Here is a 20,334-nt window from a genome sequence, read left to right on the forward strand (position 1 = left end):
ACTCTACTAGTTCTGTGCATATCGCGCTTGCGAACCCGGCCGCGTCACGCCTCCGCCAGGCGTGGCGCGCGCTGGCGAACCTGCTAGCGAACCAGCCCCATCACCTTCAGGCCGGCGCGGTAGGATAGGTGCCACTTCCGCGGAGCCACCCCGCGGAGAAAGAAGGCGGAGCAGGTGAGGAATCGGTATCGTCACGCGGGTACCCTGGCGGTGTTACTCGGCGCGCTGCTCACGCTGGCTCTGCTCGCCGGGCTGCTGGGTAGTTGCGCGCTGGTCAAAGCCCCGGTGCTCGCCGCTCCGGTTCCGCGCCCGGTTACTTACGATAATTTTGGCGACGACGCCGTGGCCATCGTCTGGGACGACGATGCCAATCACCGCGATCTCGACGCCGAATTTGACGACTCTGGCATTGTGGACGGCCGGGTCCTGGCCGCGGCCTACCACCGCGGTGCCGGGCTTCCCGATTCCCTCAACGCCGCCCTCAATGAGGACCCGAAGGTCAGCGATGTGGGGCTGGGGGAGGGCCTGCCCGGGGCGGGCTACAACTTCCCGGGAATCCCGCAGGTGGGCACCTTCTTCCACGTGGTTCCCGGCACCACTCAGGTGATCCGTGGCTGCACCGGCGTGGTCCTCGATACCCCGGGGCGTTCCCAGATTCTTTCCGCCGCGCACTGCTGGCCCGGGGATGCCTACGCCGCCACGGTATTCGTGCCGCAATTCTCCATTATTGCCGGCACCGCCTATATTCCCCACGGTATTTGGCGTATCGACCCAGACGCCGTGGTCATCAACGACGCATATTACAGTGATGATGAGGATGCGGATCGGTACGACGCCGCCGTCCTCACCGCGGACCCGGACCGCTTCGGCAACCTCCTTGAGGACGTGACCGGCGGCTTGCCCCTTGCCGATGTGAGCCCGGAACAACCTGATATTGAGGTGATTGGCTACCCGGTGGCCGAATCTTTCGAGGCCGATAACTACACCTCCGCCTACCCGCGCCACTGCCGTAACTCCACCGAAACTTTCACGGAAAACGGGGTGGACTACTTCCATATTGAATGCGCCGGGATGCCCACCGGGGTCTCCGGCGGGCCCTGGCTCCAGCAAGGCGAGAACGGGGAATGGGCTATCGTGGCGATCACCGGCGGCGCGCAGGACGGCGGCGGCTATACCGATGATGAATCCGTGGGCGTGCCCATGGATAACCTCATCGCGCAGCTGCTGGAAGAAGCCCGCATCACCCTGGAGGATGCCACCCTCGAACCGGGCAACCCGGCCCACGAAGTCCTCGGCTACCTGGGCGGCCAGCCCGACCGCGCCGATGCCTTCACGGTGTGGCCCTCCGGGGCGGTCGCGCTCTACCTGGATGCCGGCAGCGGAGCGGAAGTCCTGCCGGCAGCCGGGGAAGAAACCGGCGAGCTCGCTCAATTAGATGCCGCGCGCAGTTTCCGTTCCGTACGGCTCCTGGGCGGGCGTGATCGCCGTTTACGTAACCTCCGCACCCTCGCGGCCGGGGACCTGGACGGCTCCGGCATGGCCGATATTCTCACCCTCGGCCGCGATGGCGCCCTCATCCTCTGGCATGACCCGGGGCTCTTCGGTCTGCGCCACCCCGAGCACCTCAACCCGCATCTTCCCCTCGAATTCACCAACGTGACCAAGATGAGCATCGCCGATGACACCCTCACCGTCACCAATATCGATGGCACGACGACGCAGTATGCGGATATCTCCCAGCAAGGTATCCAGCCCAAGCCGCGCACCTCATGACCTGGCTCGCACCGCTTACCGATTCAACCGTCTAGAATGGGCGGGGTGTGGCGGCGCGAGCGGCGTCGTCGTTCCTATCCATCATCTATCCCGCATCACCTGCGCTAACGAGGAGCTACTGTGATCCCCCCGAAGTTGAAACTTGTCAGTTCTGTGCAAGCCATTAACTGGAACCGCATCGAGGACGAAAAGGACCTCGAAGTGTGGGACCGCCTCACGGGGAATTTCTGGCTGCCCGAAAAGGTGCCGCTGTCCAACGATATTCAGTCGTGGAATACCCTCAAGCCGCATGAACAGCTCATGACCACCCGGGTGTTCACCGGCCTGACCTTGCTCGATACCATTCAGGGCACTGTGGGAGCGGTCTCGCTCATTCCGGACGCGGTCACCCCGCACGAGGAAGCGGTGTATACCAATATCGCCTTCATGGAATCGGTGCACGCGAAGTCGTATTCCTCAATTTTCTCCACGCTCATTTCCACCGATGAGATCGACGAAACTTTCGAATGGTCGGAAAATAACGAATTCCTTCAGAAGAAGGCGCAGATCGTGTTGGATTACTACCGTGGGGACGATCCGGAAAAGCGCAAGGTCGCCTCCACGATGCTGGAATCCTTCCTGTTCTACTCCGGTTTCTACGCGCCCATGTACTGGTCCGCGCACGCCAAGCTCACCAATACCGCGGATCTCATCCGCCTCATTATTCGCGACGAAGCCGTGCACGGTTACTACATCGGCTACAAATACCAGCGCGCGGTGGAGAAGGCCAGCAAGGAACGCAAGGCCGAACTCAAGGAATACACCTTTGAGCTGCTCCAAGACCTCTACGAGAACGAGGAAGAATACACCGCCAGCCTCTACGATGAGATGGGCCTGACGGAGGATGTCAAGGCATTCCTGCGCTACAACGCCAATAAGGCGCTCATGAACCTCGGTTACGAAGCGCTGTTCAACCCGGATCAGACGGCCGTCAATCCGGCGATTCTGGCGGCGCTTTCCCCGAACGCGGACGAGAACCACGATTTCTTCTCCGGGTCCGGATCCTCGTACGTTATCGGCGAAGTGGAAGATACTACCGACGACGACTGGGATTTCTAGCGTGCTTGCGCGCTCGCGGTGGTGCGTGACTAATTCCGCCGGGAAAAAACTGGCACCACGCCCCGCTGAGCGTGTACGCTAGTAAGGCTTGCACGGGTGAGCTCAGGTTTTCCCGGTGAGCATGGAGACGTGACTGAGTGGCCGAAAGTGGCACCCTGCTAAGGTGTTAGTCGCAATAGCGGCTCGAGGGTTCGAATCCCTCCGTCTCCGCTCTGTGATGGCGCGTGCCATAGATTTACCTGTGATTTCGCGGCCATCGTGCTTGTGTGTAACTGAAGTTTCATGAGGTTATAGGGCCGCGTGCCGCCCGCTTAAGACGAAGGAGTGCAACCGATGGCCACCACTATTCTCGGTTGGGGCTACGAGGGGAAAACTATCAGTGATCTTCTCGCTACATTGGAAGCTAACCGAGTCCATACCGTTGTTGATATTCGACTGACCCCCATCAGCCGCAAGAAAGGATTTTCTAAAACGCGGCTGCGCCAAGCGGTTGAATCTACGGGGACTCGCTATGTTCATATGCGTTCCCTTGGTAATCCTAAGGACAATCGGGCAGCTTTCGCTCATCCCGGAACTCCCGAAGCGCATGCCGCTCACGCGCGTTTCCGCAACGAAGTGCTCGCGACTCCGGATGCTCGGGTAGCCATCCACGAGATTGCCGACCTAGCGCATGACGGTGCGATCCTCGTTCTCTGCTTCGAGGCTAATCACCAGCAGTGCCACCGAAAACTCGTGATCGAGGAAACGTGCGCTGTTTTAGAAGAGTCCGAGCGCTTCGCGGCTTGAGCCAAAGATTCCCAACACCAGGAAGCTGTGGCGTTTGTGCGGAGCGGCTTGGTTGCCAACGATAATTCGTAGTGGAACGCCGGGCTTTTCCCGTTCTCTAATGAATTTCTTTTCGAATTCTTGCTGGGCGTATTCGATTGACGCCGTTGGCGGCCAACGGCGTTGCAGCGCTACCGCTTCCCAGTCCGTTATCGTCAAGGAATGGCGCGAACAACTCGGAAAATTGCAATAAAATTCAAGCCGGGCAACAAACCGCGGGGCTTCCAGAGTGAGCCCCTTGTTACCGAAAATATCTTCGTTCTTATATTTGCGCAGCGCAGCTTTCTGCTGTTCATTCCAGCCCGGGTGAAGCGATACTTTAATAGTTGGTGTTGCGCGGGGCGTGATAAGAGCGAGGGATTGCGCGGCCGGATTTCTCTTAGCTTCCGCCCGTAGTTCGCAGAGGGATTTGGTGGGAAGAGGGTCGAGATAGATGGCTCTCTCGTCCCACCCGGCAATAGGCTCATCTTGCGGTTGAGGATCCTTTTCGACCCGTAAGCTTTCTTCCCGGTCATCATCGTTAGGTGCGCGGACGGATACTCGAATAGTTTGATATTTCTTAAAGCGGTCGGTGCCGTCAAGATAACGGAAGGCGATAGGGTAGAGCCTTACCCAGCGAAGCGGATCGAGGGCGACTCCGGCAACGCACACGGTTTCCTTGTATTTTTCTGAGGGGATGGGAGCGGTTTTAACAACGACTAAAACGTCGATTTCTCGACCTAGCTGGTCCAGTTCCCTTGCTTTGCTGATATCCATGGGCGCGCCTTCACGTCGAAGATGGTGGTGTGAATAGAGGCTACAAGATTTTCTTGCCGCTAGGGAAAGGTATGGATTACACGGGGCTGGTGACCTAGAATTAGCGCAAAGATCGCCGGGTCTGCTCTTTGATGGGTAGGGTTGCCGAGGTAAACCGGAACCGGGAAACCGGGTCCTTTCATCCATAGAGGTGACTGAGGTCCTCGGAATCCTGCCCACCGAAGCTCAGGCAGCGCTTTTATTGGGACTTTCCCACCGCGGATGTAAAAGAAGTAAGGATAAAGCGTGGCTGGAAGCGTAAACGATAAATCGAATACCTATCCTGTAATAGAGCTCGCCAAGTACGTCCAGGCACGTGGCGATCAACAATCCCTCTTTGGCGAAGGTGAGGGCGAGGGCTACGGGCACTACCTTGGTATGTATGGCGATGCATGGGATCTAATCTACGCAATTAATGCGGCCCATTTTTCTAAGTGCTCTCTGCCAGAGTCTCTACTTTCAGCAGCTGTCGACGACATTCTCGACGAATTGACTTACGGGTCGTCAAGGGAGCTTAACCGAAAACTCGAACTGATTGGTTCCCCGATTCGTGTCCCTCTTATCCCCGAGGAAGAAGAGCCGATCATCGTAGAGATTTCTCCGAGCTAATCGCGCTTATTTTATTTCTTGCGGGCCGCACTCATGTGGGGAATTTTTATACCCAGTAGGTTGCGACGTGATGTCGGTGATTCCCGCGCGGAGCTTATCAATCTACGGTTCTGACTGTTGCATTATTATGCAGCAGAATATATCCTGAGCCTTGATGATGATCTACCCATTTTAGGGTACCTCCATCTTCGTTGAACGGGCGGACGGTCCCGGGAGATACGATTCAATCGCTGTAGCAGTTGTTGCAACATTTCCCGGGGCCGTTCGTTTGGTCTGTAAGCCTCCCACGGAACCCGAAGGGGCCGAATGCTTCAAAGAAATCGAAAAAGCCAAAGAGAAGGTGATTGAGGTGGAGATTAATATCGCGTTTGAAGAACTGAAGCGGTATGTCAAAAGCCATTCTGATTTCCCCGATTATCTTTGGGAGTGCCTAGACGGAGACCACGCTTCCGGGCAAGACGAGATCGCAATTGAATCTATCATTGCAGTATGTACCAATGACCTGCATTTACGTTTACCTGAAGACATTATTCAAATGCTGCGTTCCGTTGATGACGCTTACCTCCCCTTCTGGAATTATGTCGAACAAGCTGTATCGAAGAATCAGTCGCTACCCATATAACGCATAACTGCACCAATGTCACGAAGCGAAAATCCAGCATCGCCTAACCGGGCAACTGCCAGCAGAGAAGCGTCCCGAGTCTCGTATTACGCCTGAATCAAACGAGGCGAGCCTCCTTATCTTTTGATATCCTCCGCGAATTCAGGGGTTTCGACGGTGATGTTAACGGCGAAACTATCGAGAGGATCTCCCGTAATCAGCGCCGCGGCGTCCTTTGCCATGTCTTCAATATGATCAAGGCGGCGCGCCTGCGTGCCGTATTCCTTTCCGTTAAGGGCAAATTCGGCGACGCACCAATTTCCATCACGGGTAACCGTGGTATTTAGTGTTGTCACTTCTTGCTCCTTTCGAGAATCTTACGAGCGAGCCTTTCGGAGATTTCACGCCGGCGGGGAATCGGTTCGACCTGGTCTCCGATCTGCGCCCGCTTTTGTCCGATAAGGCTATACCCGTAGGGACGACCCGATCTTCTCAAGGAATATATTCAAGACGCGCCGGGAGTGGACAGTTAGCTCGCCACGGATGTCTTCAATCGGTGGAATGAGCTTATCGTCTGGGATTTTCACTCCGTAACGGCTCGCACCATCCAAAGCATAGATGAGGCACCACGGGGTTCCACCTCCGCCTTTTCCTTCAAGCCAGTAACCGTCATCTTTCGCGACGAGTTCCGGGTCTGCGTGTTCATTGATCCAATCGATGAGAATATCGACGGGAGACCAGGGAAGGTTATCGTCGTTGTGCAGCCCTTCTCGGTCCACGGTGTTTTCTCCTTACCTTACGTGTGATTATAAGTATCCGCGGCGGCTTCTTTTGCCGCACATTTACCTTCAGTGTAGACAGCCGGTCAGATCACCACCCGGGATCTGTGCGGAGAATAGAAAACCTGGGGGCCGTGCCGGTATCGGCGCGGCCCCCAGGTGCGTGGCGTTTAGCCTTGAGTTACCTAGAACTTTGGGTTACTTCGCACGCCGGCGCAGGGCGTAGCCGGTGGACAGCAGCACGGTCATGACGGCCAGAGCGCCCGTAGTGGCCAGGCCAGTGTGGGCGAGTTGCCGCGTCGGTGCCTTGCTTGGGGCAGGAGCCGGCTTGTTAGCCTCGGGCTTCGGCGCAGGCTTAGGAGCCGGTTGGGGCTTCGGGGCCTGCTGTTGCGACGGAGAAGTTGGATCCGCGGGTTGCGGCTGCGGATCGGGTGCCGGATCTGGATCGGGTTGCGGCTGCGGTTGAGGGTTTGGATCCGGAACAGGGTCTGGTGCCGGCTGAGGGTTAGGGTCCGGAACAGGGTCTGGCGCCGGCTGGGGGTCGGGATCGGGAACTGGCTCAGGATCAGGAACCGGTTCGGGTTCAGGCTCAGGCGCCGGCTCGGTCACATTCACCCGAACCACCGCGGAATACAGCGGCTTACCGGTGGCCGTATCATTTGCCATCATGATGACGCGGGTGGAACCCGGGGCCACCCCGGTCACCGTGCCATCAGCAAAGGTCACGATGGAGCTGGTGAGGGCGGGCTCGGCTGCGCCGTCGTCCCAATAATACGCACTCCACGTGAGCCCGCGACCGCTGAGATCGCCGTTCACATCAGAAATCCGCGCGAGTGTGAGCGTGCCGTGCGCGGGTACCGTGGCGTCGGCGAGCTCCTGCTGCGCAAAAGCCGGGCTGCTATTGCCAGCGCTGCTGCCGGGCACCACCGGGAAAACGGCGTTGTTATACGCGCCGGCCAACCGCACCGTGGAAATATGATTATTTTGGAAAGCGCTCCAGGCCACCTCGGTGATCGAGGCGGGCAGCGTGACCTCCGTGAGCGCATTGGCCTGGAAAGCCGCCGGCCCAATCTTCTGCATCCCCGCCGGGAACTCCACCGCGGAAATCGCATTGCGATCCAGGAAACCGTAACTCACCTCCGTGAGCGTGGCCGGCAGCGTAATACCGGTGATTCCCTTGCTGTGCATATTCCCCGTCCGGCCATTCGGCCCGGTCAGCGCGGTCACGCCCTCCGGAATAACCACGTGCTTGAGGTTCGTAATTTTCTGCAGGCCGGTATCGCTCAAACCGCGCAGCGTTGTGGTAGCGCCCTCGGTTTCAATAGTGAAATCCGCGGCATCCCACGTGGCAGCGGGAGCGGCGGTGGCTGCCGGCACCAGCGCCGCCAGCCCCATCATCAATGCCGTGCACAGTGCACCCACCGTGCCAACGAGTCCCTTTTTCATCCGATATCCTTTCGTGGTGCGGCTCGGGAGAGCCCAGAGAAACTCGGGTTACTCACCGCCACCGTACCGCGAAACGCGCGGAAATTCATCAGAAAATGAACCGGATTGCGTAGAAAATATTATTATCGCAGCTTGCGGCTGTGCGGGGCGCTTGTGATATTTAACGACGACGGCGCCAGCGTTAACGCGCCAGCAGCACCTCGAGGAGGGTGGCTACGCCGTCGTCCCATACCGGATCGGTCACGGCCCGCGCGTGCGCACGGACGTAATCGAGCGCCTGCCCCATCGCGACCCCCACGCCGGCCCACTCGAGCATGTGGATGTCGTTCCCGCCATCGCCCACGGCTACGGTTGCCCCGCGCGCGATGCCGAAATCGCGGCGGAGCGCCTCGAGTGCGCTCGCCTTGGAGATCCCGGCCCGCCCGGCATCCACCCAGCCAGAGCCAGAGGAGGAAGACGCCGCCCAATCCACACCCGGCATCTCGAGGCGGGAGAGGCGCGCCATGAGCTCGGCGGCTTCCATGCGCGGAACCACCATAATGAGGCGCAGGGCGTCCGGGACCACGAGGTCTTTGAATTTCACCCAGATGGCATTGGGTTCCAGGCGTTCGGTGGCGTACCCGTGCGCCACCCGCCGCGGGCCTTCCACCGGTTCCACCGCGAAATAGGCACCCGGGAATTCGCGGCGCATCGCATCGAGGGCACGGGCCAGGTCGGCTTCCTCCATGGTGAAAAGGTGAGCGAGGCGCACCGGCACCACATCCCCGCGATCCGTCATGGAGCGGACCGTGCGCACCTGCACCCCGGGAAGCTGCGCGTTACCGAGCAGCACCGTTTCGTTCCCGTTCGAGCACACCATAATGGTTTCGCTCACCCGCAGCATATCGAGCACGGGAATGGCGGATTCGCGCCCGCGCCCGGTGGCCACCACCAGGTGGGTTCCCCGGCGCAGGTGCTCCTGGAAAGCGGCGTCCACCCGCTCGGCAATAATGCCGTCCGGCCGGAGCGTGGTGCCGTCCAAATCCAGGCAGACCATAAGCTCCGGCCCGGCCGGCGGGGTCCCGGCGGCATCGAATGCGGCTCGCAAGCGCGCCGCCGTCGATTCCACCTGGATTTTCACATCGCCGCCTTCGTTACGCTGGTCGTTACTCTGTTCGGAGCGCCGAGCTGTTCAGCCTTCGCGCACCGGATAGTTCACCGGCTACTTCACCGGCTCGATGAATTCGCGCCCGGCCAGGCCGGCTCCCAGGTAGGGCCGCAGCGCCTCGGGCACGTACAGCGAGCCGTCCTTCTGCTGGTGGTTCTCGAAAAGCGCCACCAACCAGCGGGTGGTGGCCAGGGTTCCGTTGAGGGTGGCCACCGCGCGGGTTTTCCCGTCCACGCGCTCGCGCACATTGAGCCGCCGCGCCTGGTAGGTGGTGCAATTGGAGGTCGAGGTGACTTCCATATAGCGGTGCTGGGTGGGCAGCCACGCCTCGCAATCGAATTTCTGCGCCGCGGAAGAACCCAGATCACCGGCCGCCACATTAATAATGCGGTAGGGCAGTTCCATCTTCCCGATCATTTCGCGTTCCATCGCGAGCAGCGCGCGGTGTTCTTCCTCGGATTGCTCCACCGGGCAGTAGGAGAACATTTCCACCTTATTGAATTGGTGCACGCGAATAATCCCGCGGGTGTCCTTCCCGTAGGAGCCGGCCTCACGCCGGTAGCAGGCCGAATACCCGCAGTAGCGCCGTGGCTTGCCGTCCAGCTCCAGAATCTCATCCTTGTGGTAGCCGGCCAGCGGCACTTCCGAGGTGCCTACCAGGTACTGGTCATCGGCACCCAGGTAGTAAATCTCATCGGAATGCTCCCCGAGGAAGCCGGTGCCGGACATAATATCCGGGTTCACAATCGTGGGCGTGGTCATGAGCGTGAAGCCGTGTTCGGCTGCCTGATCGATGGCCATGCGGAACATCGCCATTTCCAGGTGCGCGCCCACTCCCTTGAGATAGTAGAAGCGCGATCCGGAGACCTTCACACCGCGGTCCATATCCAAGGCCCCCAGGCCCTCCGCAATATCGAGGTGGTCTTTGGGGGTGAAGCCTTCCGCCTCAAAATCGCGCGGGGTGCCGATGACTTCCAGCACCTCGTAGTCATCTTCGCCGCCCGCGGGCACCCCTGCGAGCACCGGGTTCTCAATCGCGCGATTGGCGGCCAGGTAGGTTTCTTCGGCTTCCGCCGCGGCCGCGTCCAGCGCCTTGACCTTTTCGGCCAGCTCCTTGGCGTGGGCGAGCACGGCGGGGCGCTCCTCCGGGGAGGCTTTCCCCACGGATCGCGACACCTCTTTTTGTTCGGCCCGGGCGGCTTCGAACTCTTGCAGGGTGGTGCGGCGCGCATCGTCGGCGGCGAGCAGGGCATCGACGGTAGCGGGATCATTCCCGCGGCGGCGCTGGGACTCACGGATGGCTTCCGGATTCTCGCGAACAGAACGCATATCAAGCATGGATCCAGCTTAGCGCGCGGCGGGCGCGCCCGCGATCCGGCGGGCCGTGGTGGCCCGGTGCCATATATGGCCGACGTCGCGTGCCACTCGCAGCAGCCGCCCAATATCGCTTTCATTGCTGGCCTCGCGTTCGCCGCTTCCGGCACTGGGCTTTCCGCTGCCGGCTCCGGGCTTGCTAGTGCCGGTGCCGCTCTCCGCGGGCCAGGTTCCTCCAGCCTCGCGGTAGCCGCGCGCCGCGGCCTCGTCCAGTTCCGGATGGGTCTGCCATAATGCCCGCAGTTCCAGGAGGTCCGCGGCGGCCGGGCGCCACCCGAAGCGCCCAAAATCAATGACCCGCAGCTGGCCAGCGGGCTCATCCCACAACCAATTGCGCGCCTGCCAATCCCCGTGGGTGGGATGTACGACGACGCTGCCCGGCTGGTAGCTCGCCAGGAAATCCTCCGATTCGGCGAGCTTCTCATCCAGAGCAGCGGGCAGCGGTTCGCCAGGGAAAGTAGCAGGCAGTGCGCCACCCGGAGCGAGGGCGCGAATCTCCGCGATCCGCGCCCGGGTGCGGGTGAGGGCACCCTTGGCGAAGCCGTGATCAAGGCGTGCCCCCGCTCCGTGGAGCAGCGCGAGGGCGGCTCCGGCCTGATAATGCACCCGCGGGCATAATTCCCACGGGCTACCCAGAACGTCACATCCGGGTAAATAGTCGAGGATGGCCAGCGGGGCGGCGTCGTCGTACCAGAGCAAGCGAGCCACGGTGCCGCGCGCCTCCAAAAGGCCGGTCCACGCGCGTGCGCGGGCTTCGCGCCCCACGCTGTAAGCAGTGTTCCCGGCGGTTTTGAGAATCCAGGACACCCCGGGGCCGCTGAGGTGGAGAACGGTGCTCTCGCGTTCGGGCCAGGAAAGATCGCGCACCCGCACGGCATCCGGGCTGGTCAGCGCGCCGCCGCTAAGCGAGCCGCCGGAACGCCCGTCACCTAGGGCGCCGCAGCTAAGCGAGCCACTGCCGGGCGCCAAGCCACCACGCAGCTCCGCCCACGCGGCCGTAAACGCCGCATACTGCCGCTCGGTAAGCAGTGTTCGCAGTGTGAGCGGTGTGTGCAGCGGGTCCATGGCGCCTCGATGAATACCGGTGACTATCGCGGGCAAGCGCTTCCGTTAGCGGGTGACCCGGCTGAGCAGCGAGGCGACCCAGGTGCGCGCGGCACCGAAATCTTCGTCGGAAGTCCCGGCGTGTAGGCGCGTGACCTGCCGATCCGCGCGCGCGTAACTACCCAGGAAGGTCACCTCCGGGCAGATGCGATGCAGCCCGACCAGCGCGGCCTGCACCCGCTCGTCGTGAATGTGACCCTCAGCATCCAGGGAGAACGCGTAACGGCCCAGCTGGTCACCGGCCGGGCGCGATTCGATACGCGATAAATTAACGCCAACCGCGGCGAATTGTTGGAGCATCTCCAGCAGCGCGCCGGGCTTCTCCGAGGCCAGCCGCACCATCAGCGTTGTTTTATCCGAGCCCGTCGCCGGGGGAATCTCCCCGGGTTTACTCACTTTAATGAAGCGCGTGACGGCATTGCGGTTATCGGCGATCTCATCGGACAGCGAGACGAGCCCGTACACGCCGGTGGTGGGCACCGCGCAAATCGCCGCATCAAAATCCGCATCCGGATTTTCCGCCAGTTCGCGCGCGGCGGCGGCCGTGGAGGTGGCCGGCACGTGCACGGCATCGGTCAGGTGCTCGGCGATCCAGGTGCGGCACTGCGCCCACGCGTGCGGATGGGTGGCGACCCGGCGAATATCCGCGGCGCGCGTGCCGGGCCGCACCGCCAGCGAGAACGCAATCGGAACCAGCATTTCCCCGCGAATTTCCAGCGGCGAGCCGGCGGTGAGGGAATCGAGAGTGGCATTCACCCCACCCTCCACAGAGTTTTCGATGGGCACCACGGCGGCGTCGGTCTGCCCGGCGCGCACCATCCGCAGCGCCGAGGGCACATCCACGGCGGGCACGAAGGTCGCGGTGTCCTCGCTGGCTACCTGCTGCAATGCGGCAAAGCAAAACGTGCCGCGCGGGCCGAGGAAAGAATAGCGGACCGGTTCGGTAGCGGGCGAGGATTGCATGGTGTCCTTTCGTGCGTGGAGATTGCGTGAAGAAAAGGTACGACGGCGCAGCTGGGCGGCGGTGCACCTGCCCGCGCTGTCGCCTGGTTATTGTATCCCGCCCCGGGGTGGGGTGTTCGGAGCGTCCGAAAGAGTAGGTGCGCGGGGTGTGCTCGCAGTGCACAGTGCGCGGGGGTGTTCGGGGCGTCTAAAAGTGTCGTAAGCCCCGAGTAGGCTGGTCCCATGCGGATTTCTCACGGTAATAGTCGCGGCGGGCGCGTGATGCGGCTGGCCGGGCTCTGGGCTGCTGTGCTTGCTGTTGTGATGGTGGCTTTCGGGGCCACGCTGAGTGCGGCACCTGCGTCCGCGCGCGCGGTGAGCTTGCCGGAAGTTCAGGGTGCGGCGGCGGTGCCGCTCGGCTCGGCAGCGCAAGCGGCGCCGGAGCGAGTGCGCCCCACGGTGGTGATCGGGGTGGCCGGGTTGCGCTGGGAAGATGTCGGTGAGGAAAGCGCCCCGCGGCTCAGTGCGGCTTTGGCAGGTTCGGGCACGGAAAGTTCGGGCGGTTACGGCGCTGCGCTCGCCAATATTTCCGTGCGCACGGCCGCGCCCACCACCTGCGCGGCGGATGGCTGGGTGAGCCTCGGGGCCGGTGCCCGCGCGGCGGTCACCCCTGCCGGTAGCAGCTGTGTAGCGCCGGAATCCCTGGTTACCCAGGATGGTACGGTGCGCGATGTGGAGCAGATAAGTGAAGAAAGCAGCGCCGCCCACTACCCGGTGGTTATGGGTGCGCTAGCGCAGGCCGCTGCTCCGGAGCGGGCGCTCGCGGTGGGCCCGGGCGCTGCCCTCGCTCTCAAGCGCCAAGCAGAATCACGCATCGCCTACCGTGATCTCGCGGATGTGCTAGCGGATGGCTCGGTGCTCGCCGGGCGGGACCTCACCGTCATTGACGCGGGAAGTTTCGATGCGGTGAACACTGCGGCGGAAAGTGACGATACGGGAAGTGCTGATGCGGAAAGCGCTGGTGCGGAGAATGCCTCCGCCGGGAGCTTGGCCGGGCTCGATGAACGCCTCGGGGATATCATCGCTCTTGTTACCGCGCACCAACCGCAGGCCCGAATCGTTATCACCACTGTGGCCGACCGTGCCGAGCGGGCTGAACTCGGCTTCTTCGCGTTGCTGGAGCCCGGCGGAAAAACGGCGCTCGCTCGCTCCGCAACCACCCGCACCGCTGGCCTCGTTCAGCTCATTGACCTGGCGCCCAGCGTGCTCGCCTGGCACAACGGCGCCCCCGCGCCGCTCACGGTAGATAACGGCGGGAAAACCACACTGGCCACGGCCAATGCCACCCTGCACAACCAAGCGCTGCGCGCAGATCTAACTGCGCAGCTGAGCCCGCAGTTCTACCTCCTGCTCGCCGGCCTCGGGCTGGTGTGCTTCGGCGTTATTGCCGCCCATCTGGTTCGTTTCCATCGTTTCCCACCCGCAATAGTGGCAGCGGCTGCTGGCAGCTCTGCCGGCACCTCAGTTTCGCAGGCTGCTACCGCACCCGCGCAGCCTACCCGGGCCGCTGTCCGCCGCGCCCGTCCCACCGGTTTTGCCCAACTCTTGGCCTGGCTCGCGGCCCTGCCCGTGAGCGCGCTCCTTATCGGGATTATTCCGTGGTGGTCCTTCTCTCGCCCGCTACTTGGCTGGTGGAGCAGCCTGGCCGTTCTCGCCGCGCTTCTTGCTACCTGGGCGCTAGCGGGCCCCCGCCGCCGCGCCCCGGTAGGGGAGCGCTGGATCGCCGTGCCGCTAGCACGGCTGGGAACACTCAGCGCCACCGTGATCGCGGCGGACGTCCTCGTCAGCACCTTGGGCGGGGGATACTCCCTCGCCAACACCTCGGTTATGGGATCCCTCCCCACCGTTGCTGGGCGCTTCTTCGGCTTTAATAACTCGGTCTTCGCTATCTTCGCTGTTGGCGCGCTTGCCGCAGCAGCTGCCCTCGCCGCACGCATACGCAGGGCCGGCGGCTCGGCCGCACCCAACAACCGGGCAACCCGTATGGCTGGCTTCGCCGTACTCGCGGTGGGGGCGTGCGCCATCGCCCTGGATGGGCTTCCCGTTTTCGGTGCGGATGCCGGCGGGCCGCCGGCCCTCACCCTCGGCTTCGCCTACCTCGCCTGGCACACCTGGGGAAAGCGCTGGACCTGGTGGCACACCGCGTTCGCGGCCATCGCCGGGGTGGCTGTTTCGGCCGGCCTGGCTATGCTTGACCGCGCGGTGGGATCCACCACCCACCTAGGTAACTTTGTAGGCAGGGTGGAACATGGCGGGGCTGGCGCCGTCGTCGCCCGAAAACTATCCCAAGCATTCTTCGGCCTGCCGCCCCTGGTGGCCGGCGCGCTGGGCGCCACTCTCCTCGCGGGAGTATGCGTGGTGGTGTGGCTAGTGACCTCGGGGCGCTGGGATCTGCGGGCCCGGCCGGCAACCGCGCAAGTACACGCGTGTGTTACGGCCCATCCGCACCTGGCCGCTGCGGCGGCCGCGGGCTTCCTCGCCCTCGGCTACGCCTCCCTTATTAACGACTCCGGCCTGGTCATCCTCGGAGTCGGAGTCGCACTACTCGCCCCCACCTTTGCCCTCGGGCTCATGCGGGCCGGGGCGAGCAGCGCGGAATATCTTGAAGATATTAATGGGCAAAAGCCGGGTGCAGCTGCGCCCAGCAACGCCTAGGAATCTGAGTCAGAAGACTTTGCCTCTTCCTCTTCTTTAGCACGGAGATACTCGTCGGTAATTTCCTTCACCTTGGCTGCAACTTCGTTCTGATCGTCGGTACTTAGGTTGCTCGCAAGATTTGCTAGACGTTCTACCGCTTTGTCGAGAATCGGATCAATGGCCATATCGGGTCCTCCTTTTTGGTTAATCTTCGGTTTCCTGTGCCATCCACCTTACCTGAGTTGTGTGACGCGAATCGGTAGAGTTCCCCAATAACCACAAGAAAAACCGGCTGGCAGATAGCAGCCAGCCGGAAAGAAAATTCGCGGGATTGATCATATGGAGGGATGAGCGCTCAGGAATGCTCCAGCACTAGCGCGCGATAAGGAGCGAAATGCTCGATGCCGCTGGAACTGGCAGCGCCGCGAGACTCCGCGGGCACCTTGACGCCGTGGAAGCGGCGCGACCACACCGCCCGGAAAACATCACGATACTGCCCGGCCCGATGCAAAGTCCCAGCCACATCATTCCCGGTGGCGCGATGGCGAATATCGCACGGAATCTCCTGGAGAGTCAGGCCAGCCACCAGCATGTCGATGGTCATCCCCACCTCAACGCCCCAGCCCTTCGCGAGCGGACGTGCTGCATCAAAAGCCGCCGCCGTCATACAGCGCTGCCCGGACAGTGGCTGAAGCGGAGACCACCCCGTAGCCCGCTCAATCGCACGGCGCCCCAAACGAGTCACAAAACCGTGACCGCCCGCCCCCTCCTGCGGAGGCAAAGCTGCAATCGCGCAATCCACCCGGCCATCCACAACCGGCCCGATAAGCGGAGCGCACTCAATAGCCGAATCGCCCAGATCCGCGTCAAGGAAAAGTAAATGGCGGGGCGGGCGACCCTCAACATCGCGCATGCGGACCACCTTCGCCCCGGTCTCCATCGCCGAAGCCTTCCCGCGATTCACCGAATGGCGCACCACCGTAGCCCCGGAAGCGCGGGCAATAGCCTGGGTTTCGTCATCCGACCCGTCGTCAACAACCACCACGAGGTCCACACCCGGAAGCGCATATGCTGCGCGCACAGTACGCCCTACGTACTGCTCCTCGTCCTTCGCGGGCACGACCACCGCGACCTGACCGACTTTACTCACGGCATAAGTGTATAGGGAAAAACGGGGCCTTTGCTTACCATTTCTATAAACTAGTGGAAGTTCACTAAAGACGGCCGGCTGAGCGCGAGGCTACCCAAGGCGAGGCGTTGGTGCTGCTGACCGCAAGGTCCCCCAAGCCCGGCGCGTGCCCGCGCCGCCTAACGCAAGGTCACCTGGCGGGAAACCAACCCCGAGCGCGCCCGCTTTTCTTCCGAGGTGAGCGGCTCGGTCGAAGCAATAGCCGCACTCAACTTTTCCGCGAACTTCGCCAGCGGCTCTTCCAATTCCTCCGCTTCGGTGCCGCGCGCCAATTCCCACACCGGGACCGACAATCCGTAGGCACGGAACGCACCGATGAAGCGGGCGTCGTCGTCCCAACGCTCCTCACCGGAAACGCGCAAACGCGCCAAACCGTCCAATACCGCATCGCGCGGCTCGGGGCGCACCCAGCGCAAAAACTCGCGCGACATCCGGCACCAGTAAGCACCGTTCACGGATTCGATGCGCGCGGCGGGAACCATATCCGCGCGGGCATCACGCAAAGCCGCCTGCGATTCGGGGGTGGCGGCTTCCTCTTCCGTCATCCAGAAAGCCGGATCTTCTTGCAGTTCCAGCTCGGAGAACGAGGCCACAATATCCTGCAAACGCGGGGAACCGGCCTCCGGCTGCGTGCCACCCGGGTAGCTTTCGCCCGGCTTGAGCTCCAGACCGGCGAGCACACGCGTGGCAATATCCAAAGAAGCGTCGCCAGAATTCATAACCGTCTGCATCGCGACGAGGAGCTGGCCGTCCGTGCGCCGCAGCGCGCCGACCATATTCGGCAGTAGCGTGCCAAAAATAACCTTTTCGCTGCCGTATTCCTCGGTGAGGGTGACGGTCATGGTCGCCAGCGGCAGCAGATCGCGCATTGCCACCAGCTCCGCCTCGGCATCCAGCCCCTCAAAAGGCCGCTCAACGAAAGGAATAATCGCGCGCTTCTTCTTCGGGGTCGCCGAATCCTTCTTGCGGTTCTTCTTAGCCATAAGTCCTCGTCTTCTCGCTTCTATGCAGGATGATGCCGTTTACCCTCGAGATTCTACGTGAGATGCGGCCCGCGGGCGATGGTCACGTTAGAGTTGCGTTATGGATCTGCTCATAACGACGACGCCGCAGCTTGCCGGCCTCACCGCATCTCCGGCCCTCACCGCATCCCTGGCGGGCGAGCTCCTCGCCGCGCCCGCCGCGGATCCGACGGCGGTATCCATTATCCGCTGGGTGGGAATCGCGGCGGTTGCCGTGGGTGTTGCCGTCATTATTTGGCGCTGGTGGGCGAATCGCGACTAAGGGCGCTGCGATAGAGTGACGCTGTGCTTGCCTGCGGAGTTGGAATTGCTGTCGGTTTCGTTGTTGGTCTGCTCGGGGCCGGCGGCGGCATCCTCACCATCCCTATTCTCCTCACCATTTTCGGGCATGGCGCGCACCAAGCTTCCGCCGAATCCATCATTATCGTGGGGATTACGTCGTTAGTCGGCATGATCTCCGCGGCCCTGGCCCGGCGCGTGCGCTGGGCAACCGGCCTGATATTCGCCCTGGTGGGCATTCCAGGAACCCTGGCAGGAGCTTTCCTCGCCGGCGCGGTATCCGGGCAAGTCCTGGTGTGGTCGCTGAGCGCTCTGCTCGTGGCGGTGGCGCTGAGCATGTTCTGGCGCGCCGCGCGCTCGGACGGCGAATCGGGTGCGGACGGCGAATCGCACTCGGGCACCGCGCTGGAAAATTCGGACACTTCGGAAAAGCTAGCCGCACCGGGGAATCCGACCGCATCGGAAAACCCGCCCGCCCCCGCCCCACGCTGGCTCACCTACCTCGTCACCGTCCTGGGAGCTTTCGGCGCGGGAGCGCTCTCCGGCTTCTTCGGAGTGGGCGGCGGCTTCGTGGTGGTCCCCGCCCTCATCTTGCTGCTGCGCATGCCCGCCCGCTACGCGAGCGCCACCTCGCTGCTCGTCATGAGCATCAATATGGCGGTGGCCGGGCTCGGCCGCATCCCGCAATTCGCGGCCGGCCTCGATGTGGACTGGCTGGTCGTCGCGCTTTTCACTGCCGGCTCGGCGTTGGGAAGCATCGGCGGGGAAGCCGCTGGCCGGCGCATTCCTGATCGCATCGCCACCATCCTCTTTGGCGTGCTGCTTCTCGCGGTAGCGGCCGGCACCCTGGCCAGCGACCTCCTCTAAGTGGGGCGTGGGCCAGGAGGCGGCGTCGTCGTTCTTAAAACCGGAACGGGTGAGCACTGTTCACCGTGTAAACGGTGCTCACCCGCGTGGTTCTGGTGTTTTAGTCGACGACGCCGTACAGGCGGTCCCCGGCATCGCCCAGACCCGGCACGATGTAGGCCTTCTCGTTGAGGCCCTCATCGATGGAAGCGACGACGATCTTGACGTCCGCATCCTCGGGCAGGTGCGATTTCACTTCCTCCAGGCCCTGCGGGGTGGCCAGCAGGCACACGCAGGTGACATCCCGCGCGCCGCGTTCGAGCAGGTAGTTGATGGATTCGTGGATGGTGTGGCCGGTGGCCAGCATCGGGTCAAGAACAAAACACTGCCTCCCGGTCAGATCATCCGGGAGGCGGTTAGCGTAGGTGACGGCCTCGAGAGTTTCCTCATCGCGGCGCAGGCCGAGGAAGCCAACTTCGGCGGTGGGAAGGAGCTTCGTCATTCCTTCCAGCATGCCCAGGCCGGCCCGCAAAATCGGAACGACGATGGGCGCCGGGCGGGCCAGCTTCACGCCGGTTGTGGTAGCCACCGGGGTGGTGACCGTTACTTCGTGCACCGCCACATTCCGGGTGGCTTCATAAGCGAGGAGAGTCACAAGCTCCTCGGTTAGCTGCCGGAAAATTGCCGACGGGGTGGTTTCATCACGGAGGACAGAGAGTTTATGCGCGACCAGAGGGTGGTCAATTTCGAGGATGTGCATGCTTTAAGGATAGCGGTACCCGGCGGGCGACGCGCGCGGGCGGCTCGGCTTGAGGCTCGTGACACAGGCGGCTCGCCGTGGGGCTCGTGACACAATGGAGCCATGCGGGGAGATATGCGAGCCGATTCGCGGGGGAGTGCGGATGCGCCCGAGGACACGCCTGAGGATAGGTGCGGCGATATGCGGGCGGCGGAAAAGCTATTTATGCGCGAAGCGATGGAGCTGGCGGCACGGGCCGCGGCGGGTGGGGATGTGCCCGTCGGCGCGCTCGTGGTGGTGGACGGCGCCGTGGTGGCGCGCGGTTGGAATACCCGCGAATGCGAACATGACCCGGCCGGGCACGCGGAAATTATGGCCCTGCGCGCGGCCGGTGCGGCGCTCGGGCGGTGGCGTTTGGACGACGCCGACATCTACGTCACCTTGGAACCGTGCACGATGTGCGCCGGGGCGATGGTCGGTGCCCGGATTCGGCGGCTCATCTTCGGTGCCTGGGATGAGAAAGCGGGGGCGGCTGGCTCGCTGCGCGATGTGGTGCGCGACCCGCGCCTCAATCACCGCATCGAGGTGATCGGGGGAGTTCTGGAAGAAGAAACCTCCGCTCAGCTGCGGAAATTCTTCCGCGGATGAGGATGCGGGGTGGCGCGGCCCGTGGGCGGCGGGCGGCGAGCGGTGGCGCCAACTGGCGCGGCCCGCGGGTGACGGCGCGTTGGTGGTGAAGCCGGCCGTTGCTCCTCGAAGCTTTAACGTGATGTGCTCCGCATTGATTAGGTAAATTCGGGGTGCGCCGTGTAATCTATTCTGCGGTGGCGTGTCCGAGCGGCCGAAGGTGCATCACTCGAAATGATGTGTAGTTAATAGCTACCGCGGGTTCAAATCCCGCCGCCACCGCCATGGCCCGCATTGCAGGTTTCCCTGCGATGCGGGTTTTCGCGTCTCTGCCCACCGCGCGATAGGCGCGTAGGTGAAGCTTCGGGTTAATAGACAAAAAGTGGGTCTAATGACGGCGTGTCGTTAGCTCCCGATCCGGCCTTTACGGATGTTCAGACCG

Annotated in this window: 21 protein-coding genes and 2 tRNA genes; 11 read left to right on the forward strand and 12 right to left on the reverse strand. The window is 62.5% G+C overall.

Translation table 11 applies throughout. The annotated features are described in order from the left end of the window. Nucleotides 1–174: 174 nt before the first annotated feature. The 4 genes from ACRQDJ_RS04865 (at nucleotide 175) to ACRQDJ_RS04880 (ending at nucleotide 3,657) form a co-directional block, all read left to right on the forward strand. Nucleotides 175–1,773 carry a trypsin-like serine peptidase gene (locus ACRQDJ_RS04865; protein ID WP_284896001.1) on the forward strand — a complete coding sequence of 533 codons (1,599 nt, stop codon included), beginning with the start codon at nucleotides 175–177 and terminating at the stop codon, nucleotides 1,771–1,773. 120 nt (nucleotides 1,774–1,893) lie between these two features. Then, on the forward strand, nucleotides 1,894–2,871 hold the full coding sequence (gene nrdF / locus ACRQDJ_RS04870; RefSeq protein WP_016442136.1) for a class 1b ribonucleoside-diphosphate reductase subunit beta: 978 nt from the start codon (nucleotides 1,894–1,896) through the stop codon (nucleotides 2,869–2,871). A 123-nt stretch (nucleotides 2,872–2,994) separates the two neighbouring features. Further along, nucleotides 2,995–3,081, forward strand: a tRNA-Ser gene (locus ACRQDJ_RS04875). A 123-nt stretch (nucleotides 3,082–3,204) separates the two neighbouring features. Then, nucleotides 3,205–3,657 carry a DUF488 domain-containing protein gene (locus ACRQDJ_RS04880; protein WP_284896003.1) on the forward strand — a complete coding sequence of 151 codons (453 nt, stop codon included), beginning with the start codon at nucleotides 3,205–3,207 and terminating at the stop codon, nucleotides 3,655–3,657. Here the strand turns inward: ACRQDJ_RS04880 and ACRQDJ_RS04885 are convergent. After that, on the reverse strand, nucleotides 3,628–4,452 hold the full coding sequence (locus ACRQDJ_RS04885) for a DUF8757 domain-containing protein (protein WP_284896006.1): 825 nt from the start codon (nucleotides 4,450–4,452) through the stop codon (nucleotides 3,628–3,630). The genes ACRQDJ_RS04880 and ACRQDJ_RS04885 overlap by 30 nt on opposite strands. Nucleotides 4,453–4,737: 285 nt before the next feature. Between ACRQDJ_RS04885 and ACRQDJ_RS04890 the strand changes: the two genes are divergently transcribed. After that, entirely contained in the window at nucleotides 4,738–5,100 is a 363-nt protein-coding gene (locus ACRQDJ_RS04890; RefSeq protein ID WP_284896009.1) for a hypothetical protein, read from the forward strand. A gap of 349 nt (nucleotides 5,101–5,449) precedes the next feature. Further along, nucleotides 5,450–5,722 (forward strand): hypothetical protein, encoded by a 273-nt coding sequence (locus ACRQDJ_RS04895; protein WP_284896011.1) that lies wholly within the window; start codon nucleotides 5,450–5,452, stop codon nucleotides 5,720–5,722. Between the two features lie 116 nt (nucleotides 5,723–5,838). Here ACRQDJ_RS04895 and ACRQDJ_RS04900 read toward each other — a convergent pair whose 3' ends face one another. The 7 genes from ACRQDJ_RS04900 to pheA form a co-directional block, all read right to left on the reverse strand. Continuing rightward, nucleotides 5,839–6,057 (reverse strand): hypothetical protein, encoded by a 219-nt coding sequence (locus ACRQDJ_RS04900; protein WP_284896014.1) that lies wholly within the window; start codon nucleotides 6,055–6,057, stop codon nucleotides 5,839–5,841. A 108-nt stretch (nucleotides 6,058–6,165) separates the two neighbouring features. After that, nucleotides 6,166–6,480, reverse strand: a complete 315-nt coding sequence (locus ACRQDJ_RS04905) for a hypothetical protein (RefSeq protein WP_284896017.1) — start codon at nucleotides 6,478–6,480, stop codon at nucleotides 6,166–6,168. A gap of 198 nt (nucleotides 6,481–6,678) precedes the next feature. Next, nucleotides 6,679–7,926 carry a leucine-rich repeat protein gene (locus ACRQDJ_RS04910; protein ID WP_284896019.1) on the reverse strand — a complete coding sequence of 416 codons (1,248 nt, stop codon included), beginning with the start codon at nucleotides 7,924–7,926 and terminating at the stop codon, nucleotides 6,679–6,681. Nucleotides 7,927–8,107: 181 nt separating this feature from the next. Then, entirely contained in the window at nucleotides 8,108–9,046 is a 939-nt protein-coding gene (locus ACRQDJ_RS04915; protein ID WP_284901422.1) for an HAD family hydrolase, read from the reverse strand. An 81-nt stretch (nucleotides 9,047–9,127) separates the two neighbouring features. Continuing rightward, on the reverse strand, nucleotides 9,128–10,411 hold the full coding sequence (serS, locus tag ACRQDJ_RS04920) for a serine--tRNA ligase (protein ID WP_284904886.1): 1,284 nt from the start codon (nucleotides 10,409–10,411) through the stop codon (nucleotides 9,128–9,130). A 9-nt stretch (nucleotides 10,412–10,420) separates the two neighbouring features. Continuing rightward, complete coding sequence (locus ACRQDJ_RS04925) at nucleotides 10,421–11,512, reverse strand: aminoglycoside phosphotransferase family protein (RefSeq protein ID WP_284904885.1); 1,092 nt, start codon at nucleotides 11,510–11,512, stop codon at nucleotides 10,421–10,423. Nucleotides 11,513–11,557: 45 nt separating this feature from the next. Next, on the reverse strand, nucleotides 11,558–12,514 hold the full coding sequence (pheA, locus tag ACRQDJ_RS04930; protein WP_284904884.1) for a prephenate dehydratase: 957 nt from the start codon (nucleotides 12,512–12,514) through the stop codon (nucleotides 11,558–11,560). Nucleotides 12,515–12,736: 222 nt separating this feature from the next. Between pheA and ACRQDJ_RS04935 the strand changes: the two genes are divergently transcribed. Continuing rightward, nucleotides 12,737–15,208 carry a hypothetical protein gene (locus ACRQDJ_RS04935; protein WP_301575011.1) on the forward strand — a complete coding sequence of 824 codons (2,472 nt, stop codon included), beginning with the start codon at nucleotides 12,737–12,739 and terminating at the stop codon, nucleotides 15,206–15,208. On the opposite strand, the gene ACRQDJ_RS04940 is transcribed toward ACRQDJ_RS04935, so the two are convergent. The 3 genes from ACRQDJ_RS04940 to ACRQDJ_RS04950 all read right to left on the reverse strand — a co-directional run bounded on the left by ACRQDJ_RS04940 (nucleotide 15,205) and on the right by ACRQDJ_RS04950 (nucleotide 17,362). After that, nucleotides 15,205–15,375 (reverse strand): hypothetical protein, encoded by a 171-nt coding sequence (locus tag ACRQDJ_RS04940; protein WP_284904882.1) that lies wholly within the window; start codon nucleotides 15,373–15,375, stop codon nucleotides 15,205–15,207. The two genes, ACRQDJ_RS04935 and ACRQDJ_RS04940, sit on opposite strands and share 4 nt — an antisense overlap. Before the next feature lie 170 nt (nucleotides 15,376–15,545). Beyond that, complete coding sequence (locus ACRQDJ_RS04945; RefSeq protein WP_087070068.1) at nucleotides 15,546–16,340, reverse strand: glycosyltransferase; 795 nt, start codon at nucleotides 16,338–16,340, stop codon at nucleotides 15,546–15,548. 158 nt (nucleotides 16,341–16,498) lie between these two features. After that, nucleotides 16,499–17,362: a DUF5926 family protein gene (locus ACRQDJ_RS04950; RefSeq protein ID WP_284883310.1), complete on the reverse strand. Its 864-nt coding sequence runs from the start codon at nucleotides 17,360–17,362 to the stop codon at nucleotides 16,499–16,501. A gap of 100 nt (nucleotides 17,363–17,462) precedes the next feature. Between ACRQDJ_RS04950 and ACRQDJ_RS04955 the strand changes: the two genes are divergently transcribed. After that, nucleotides 17,463–17,663, forward strand: a complete 201-nt coding sequence (locus ACRQDJ_RS04955) for a hypothetical protein (protein WP_284904881.1) — start codon at nucleotides 17,463–17,465, stop codon at nucleotides 17,661–17,663. Nucleotides 17,664–17,686: 23 nt separating this feature from the next. Beyond that, nucleotides 17,687–18,547, forward strand: a complete 861-nt coding sequence (locus ACRQDJ_RS04960) for a sulfite exporter TauE/SafE family protein (protein ID WP_284883312.1) — start codon at nucleotides 17,687–17,689, stop codon at nucleotides 18,545–18,547. A gap of 100 nt (nucleotides 18,548–18,647) precedes the next feature. On the opposite strand, the gene upp is transcribed toward ACRQDJ_RS04960, so the two are convergent. Further along, the gene (gene upp, locus ACRQDJ_RS04965; protein ID WP_026429144.1) at nucleotides 18,648–19,286 is read right to left on the reverse strand and encodes a uracil phosphoribosyltransferase; all 639 of its coding nucleotides are present in this window, start codon (nucleotides 19,284–19,286) and stop codon (nucleotides 18,648–18,650) included. 102 nt (nucleotides 19,287–19,388) lie between these two features. Here upp and tadA point away from each other — a divergent pair, with 102 nt between their 5' ends. Together tadA and ACRQDJ_RS04975 are read left to right on the forward strand one after the other, a co-directional pair. Beyond that, on the forward strand, nucleotides 19,389–19,913 hold the full coding sequence (gene tadA, locus ACRQDJ_RS04970; RefSeq protein WP_244899301.1) for a tRNA adenosine(34) deaminase TadA: 525 nt from the start codon (nucleotides 19,389–19,391) through the stop codon (nucleotides 19,911–19,913). Between the two features lie 175 nt (nucleotides 19,914–20,088). Next, nucleotides 20,089–20,177 (forward strand) — tRNA-Ser (locus tag ACRQDJ_RS04975). The last annotated feature ends 157 nt before the right edge of the window (nucleotides 20,178–20,334 follow it).

It is taken from the genome of Actinotignum urematis (assembly GCF_051264595.1).
In the GTDB taxonomy this organism is placed as follows: Bacteria; Actinomycetota; Actinomycetes; order Actinomycetales; family Actinomycetaceae; genus Actinotignum; species Actinotignum timonense_A.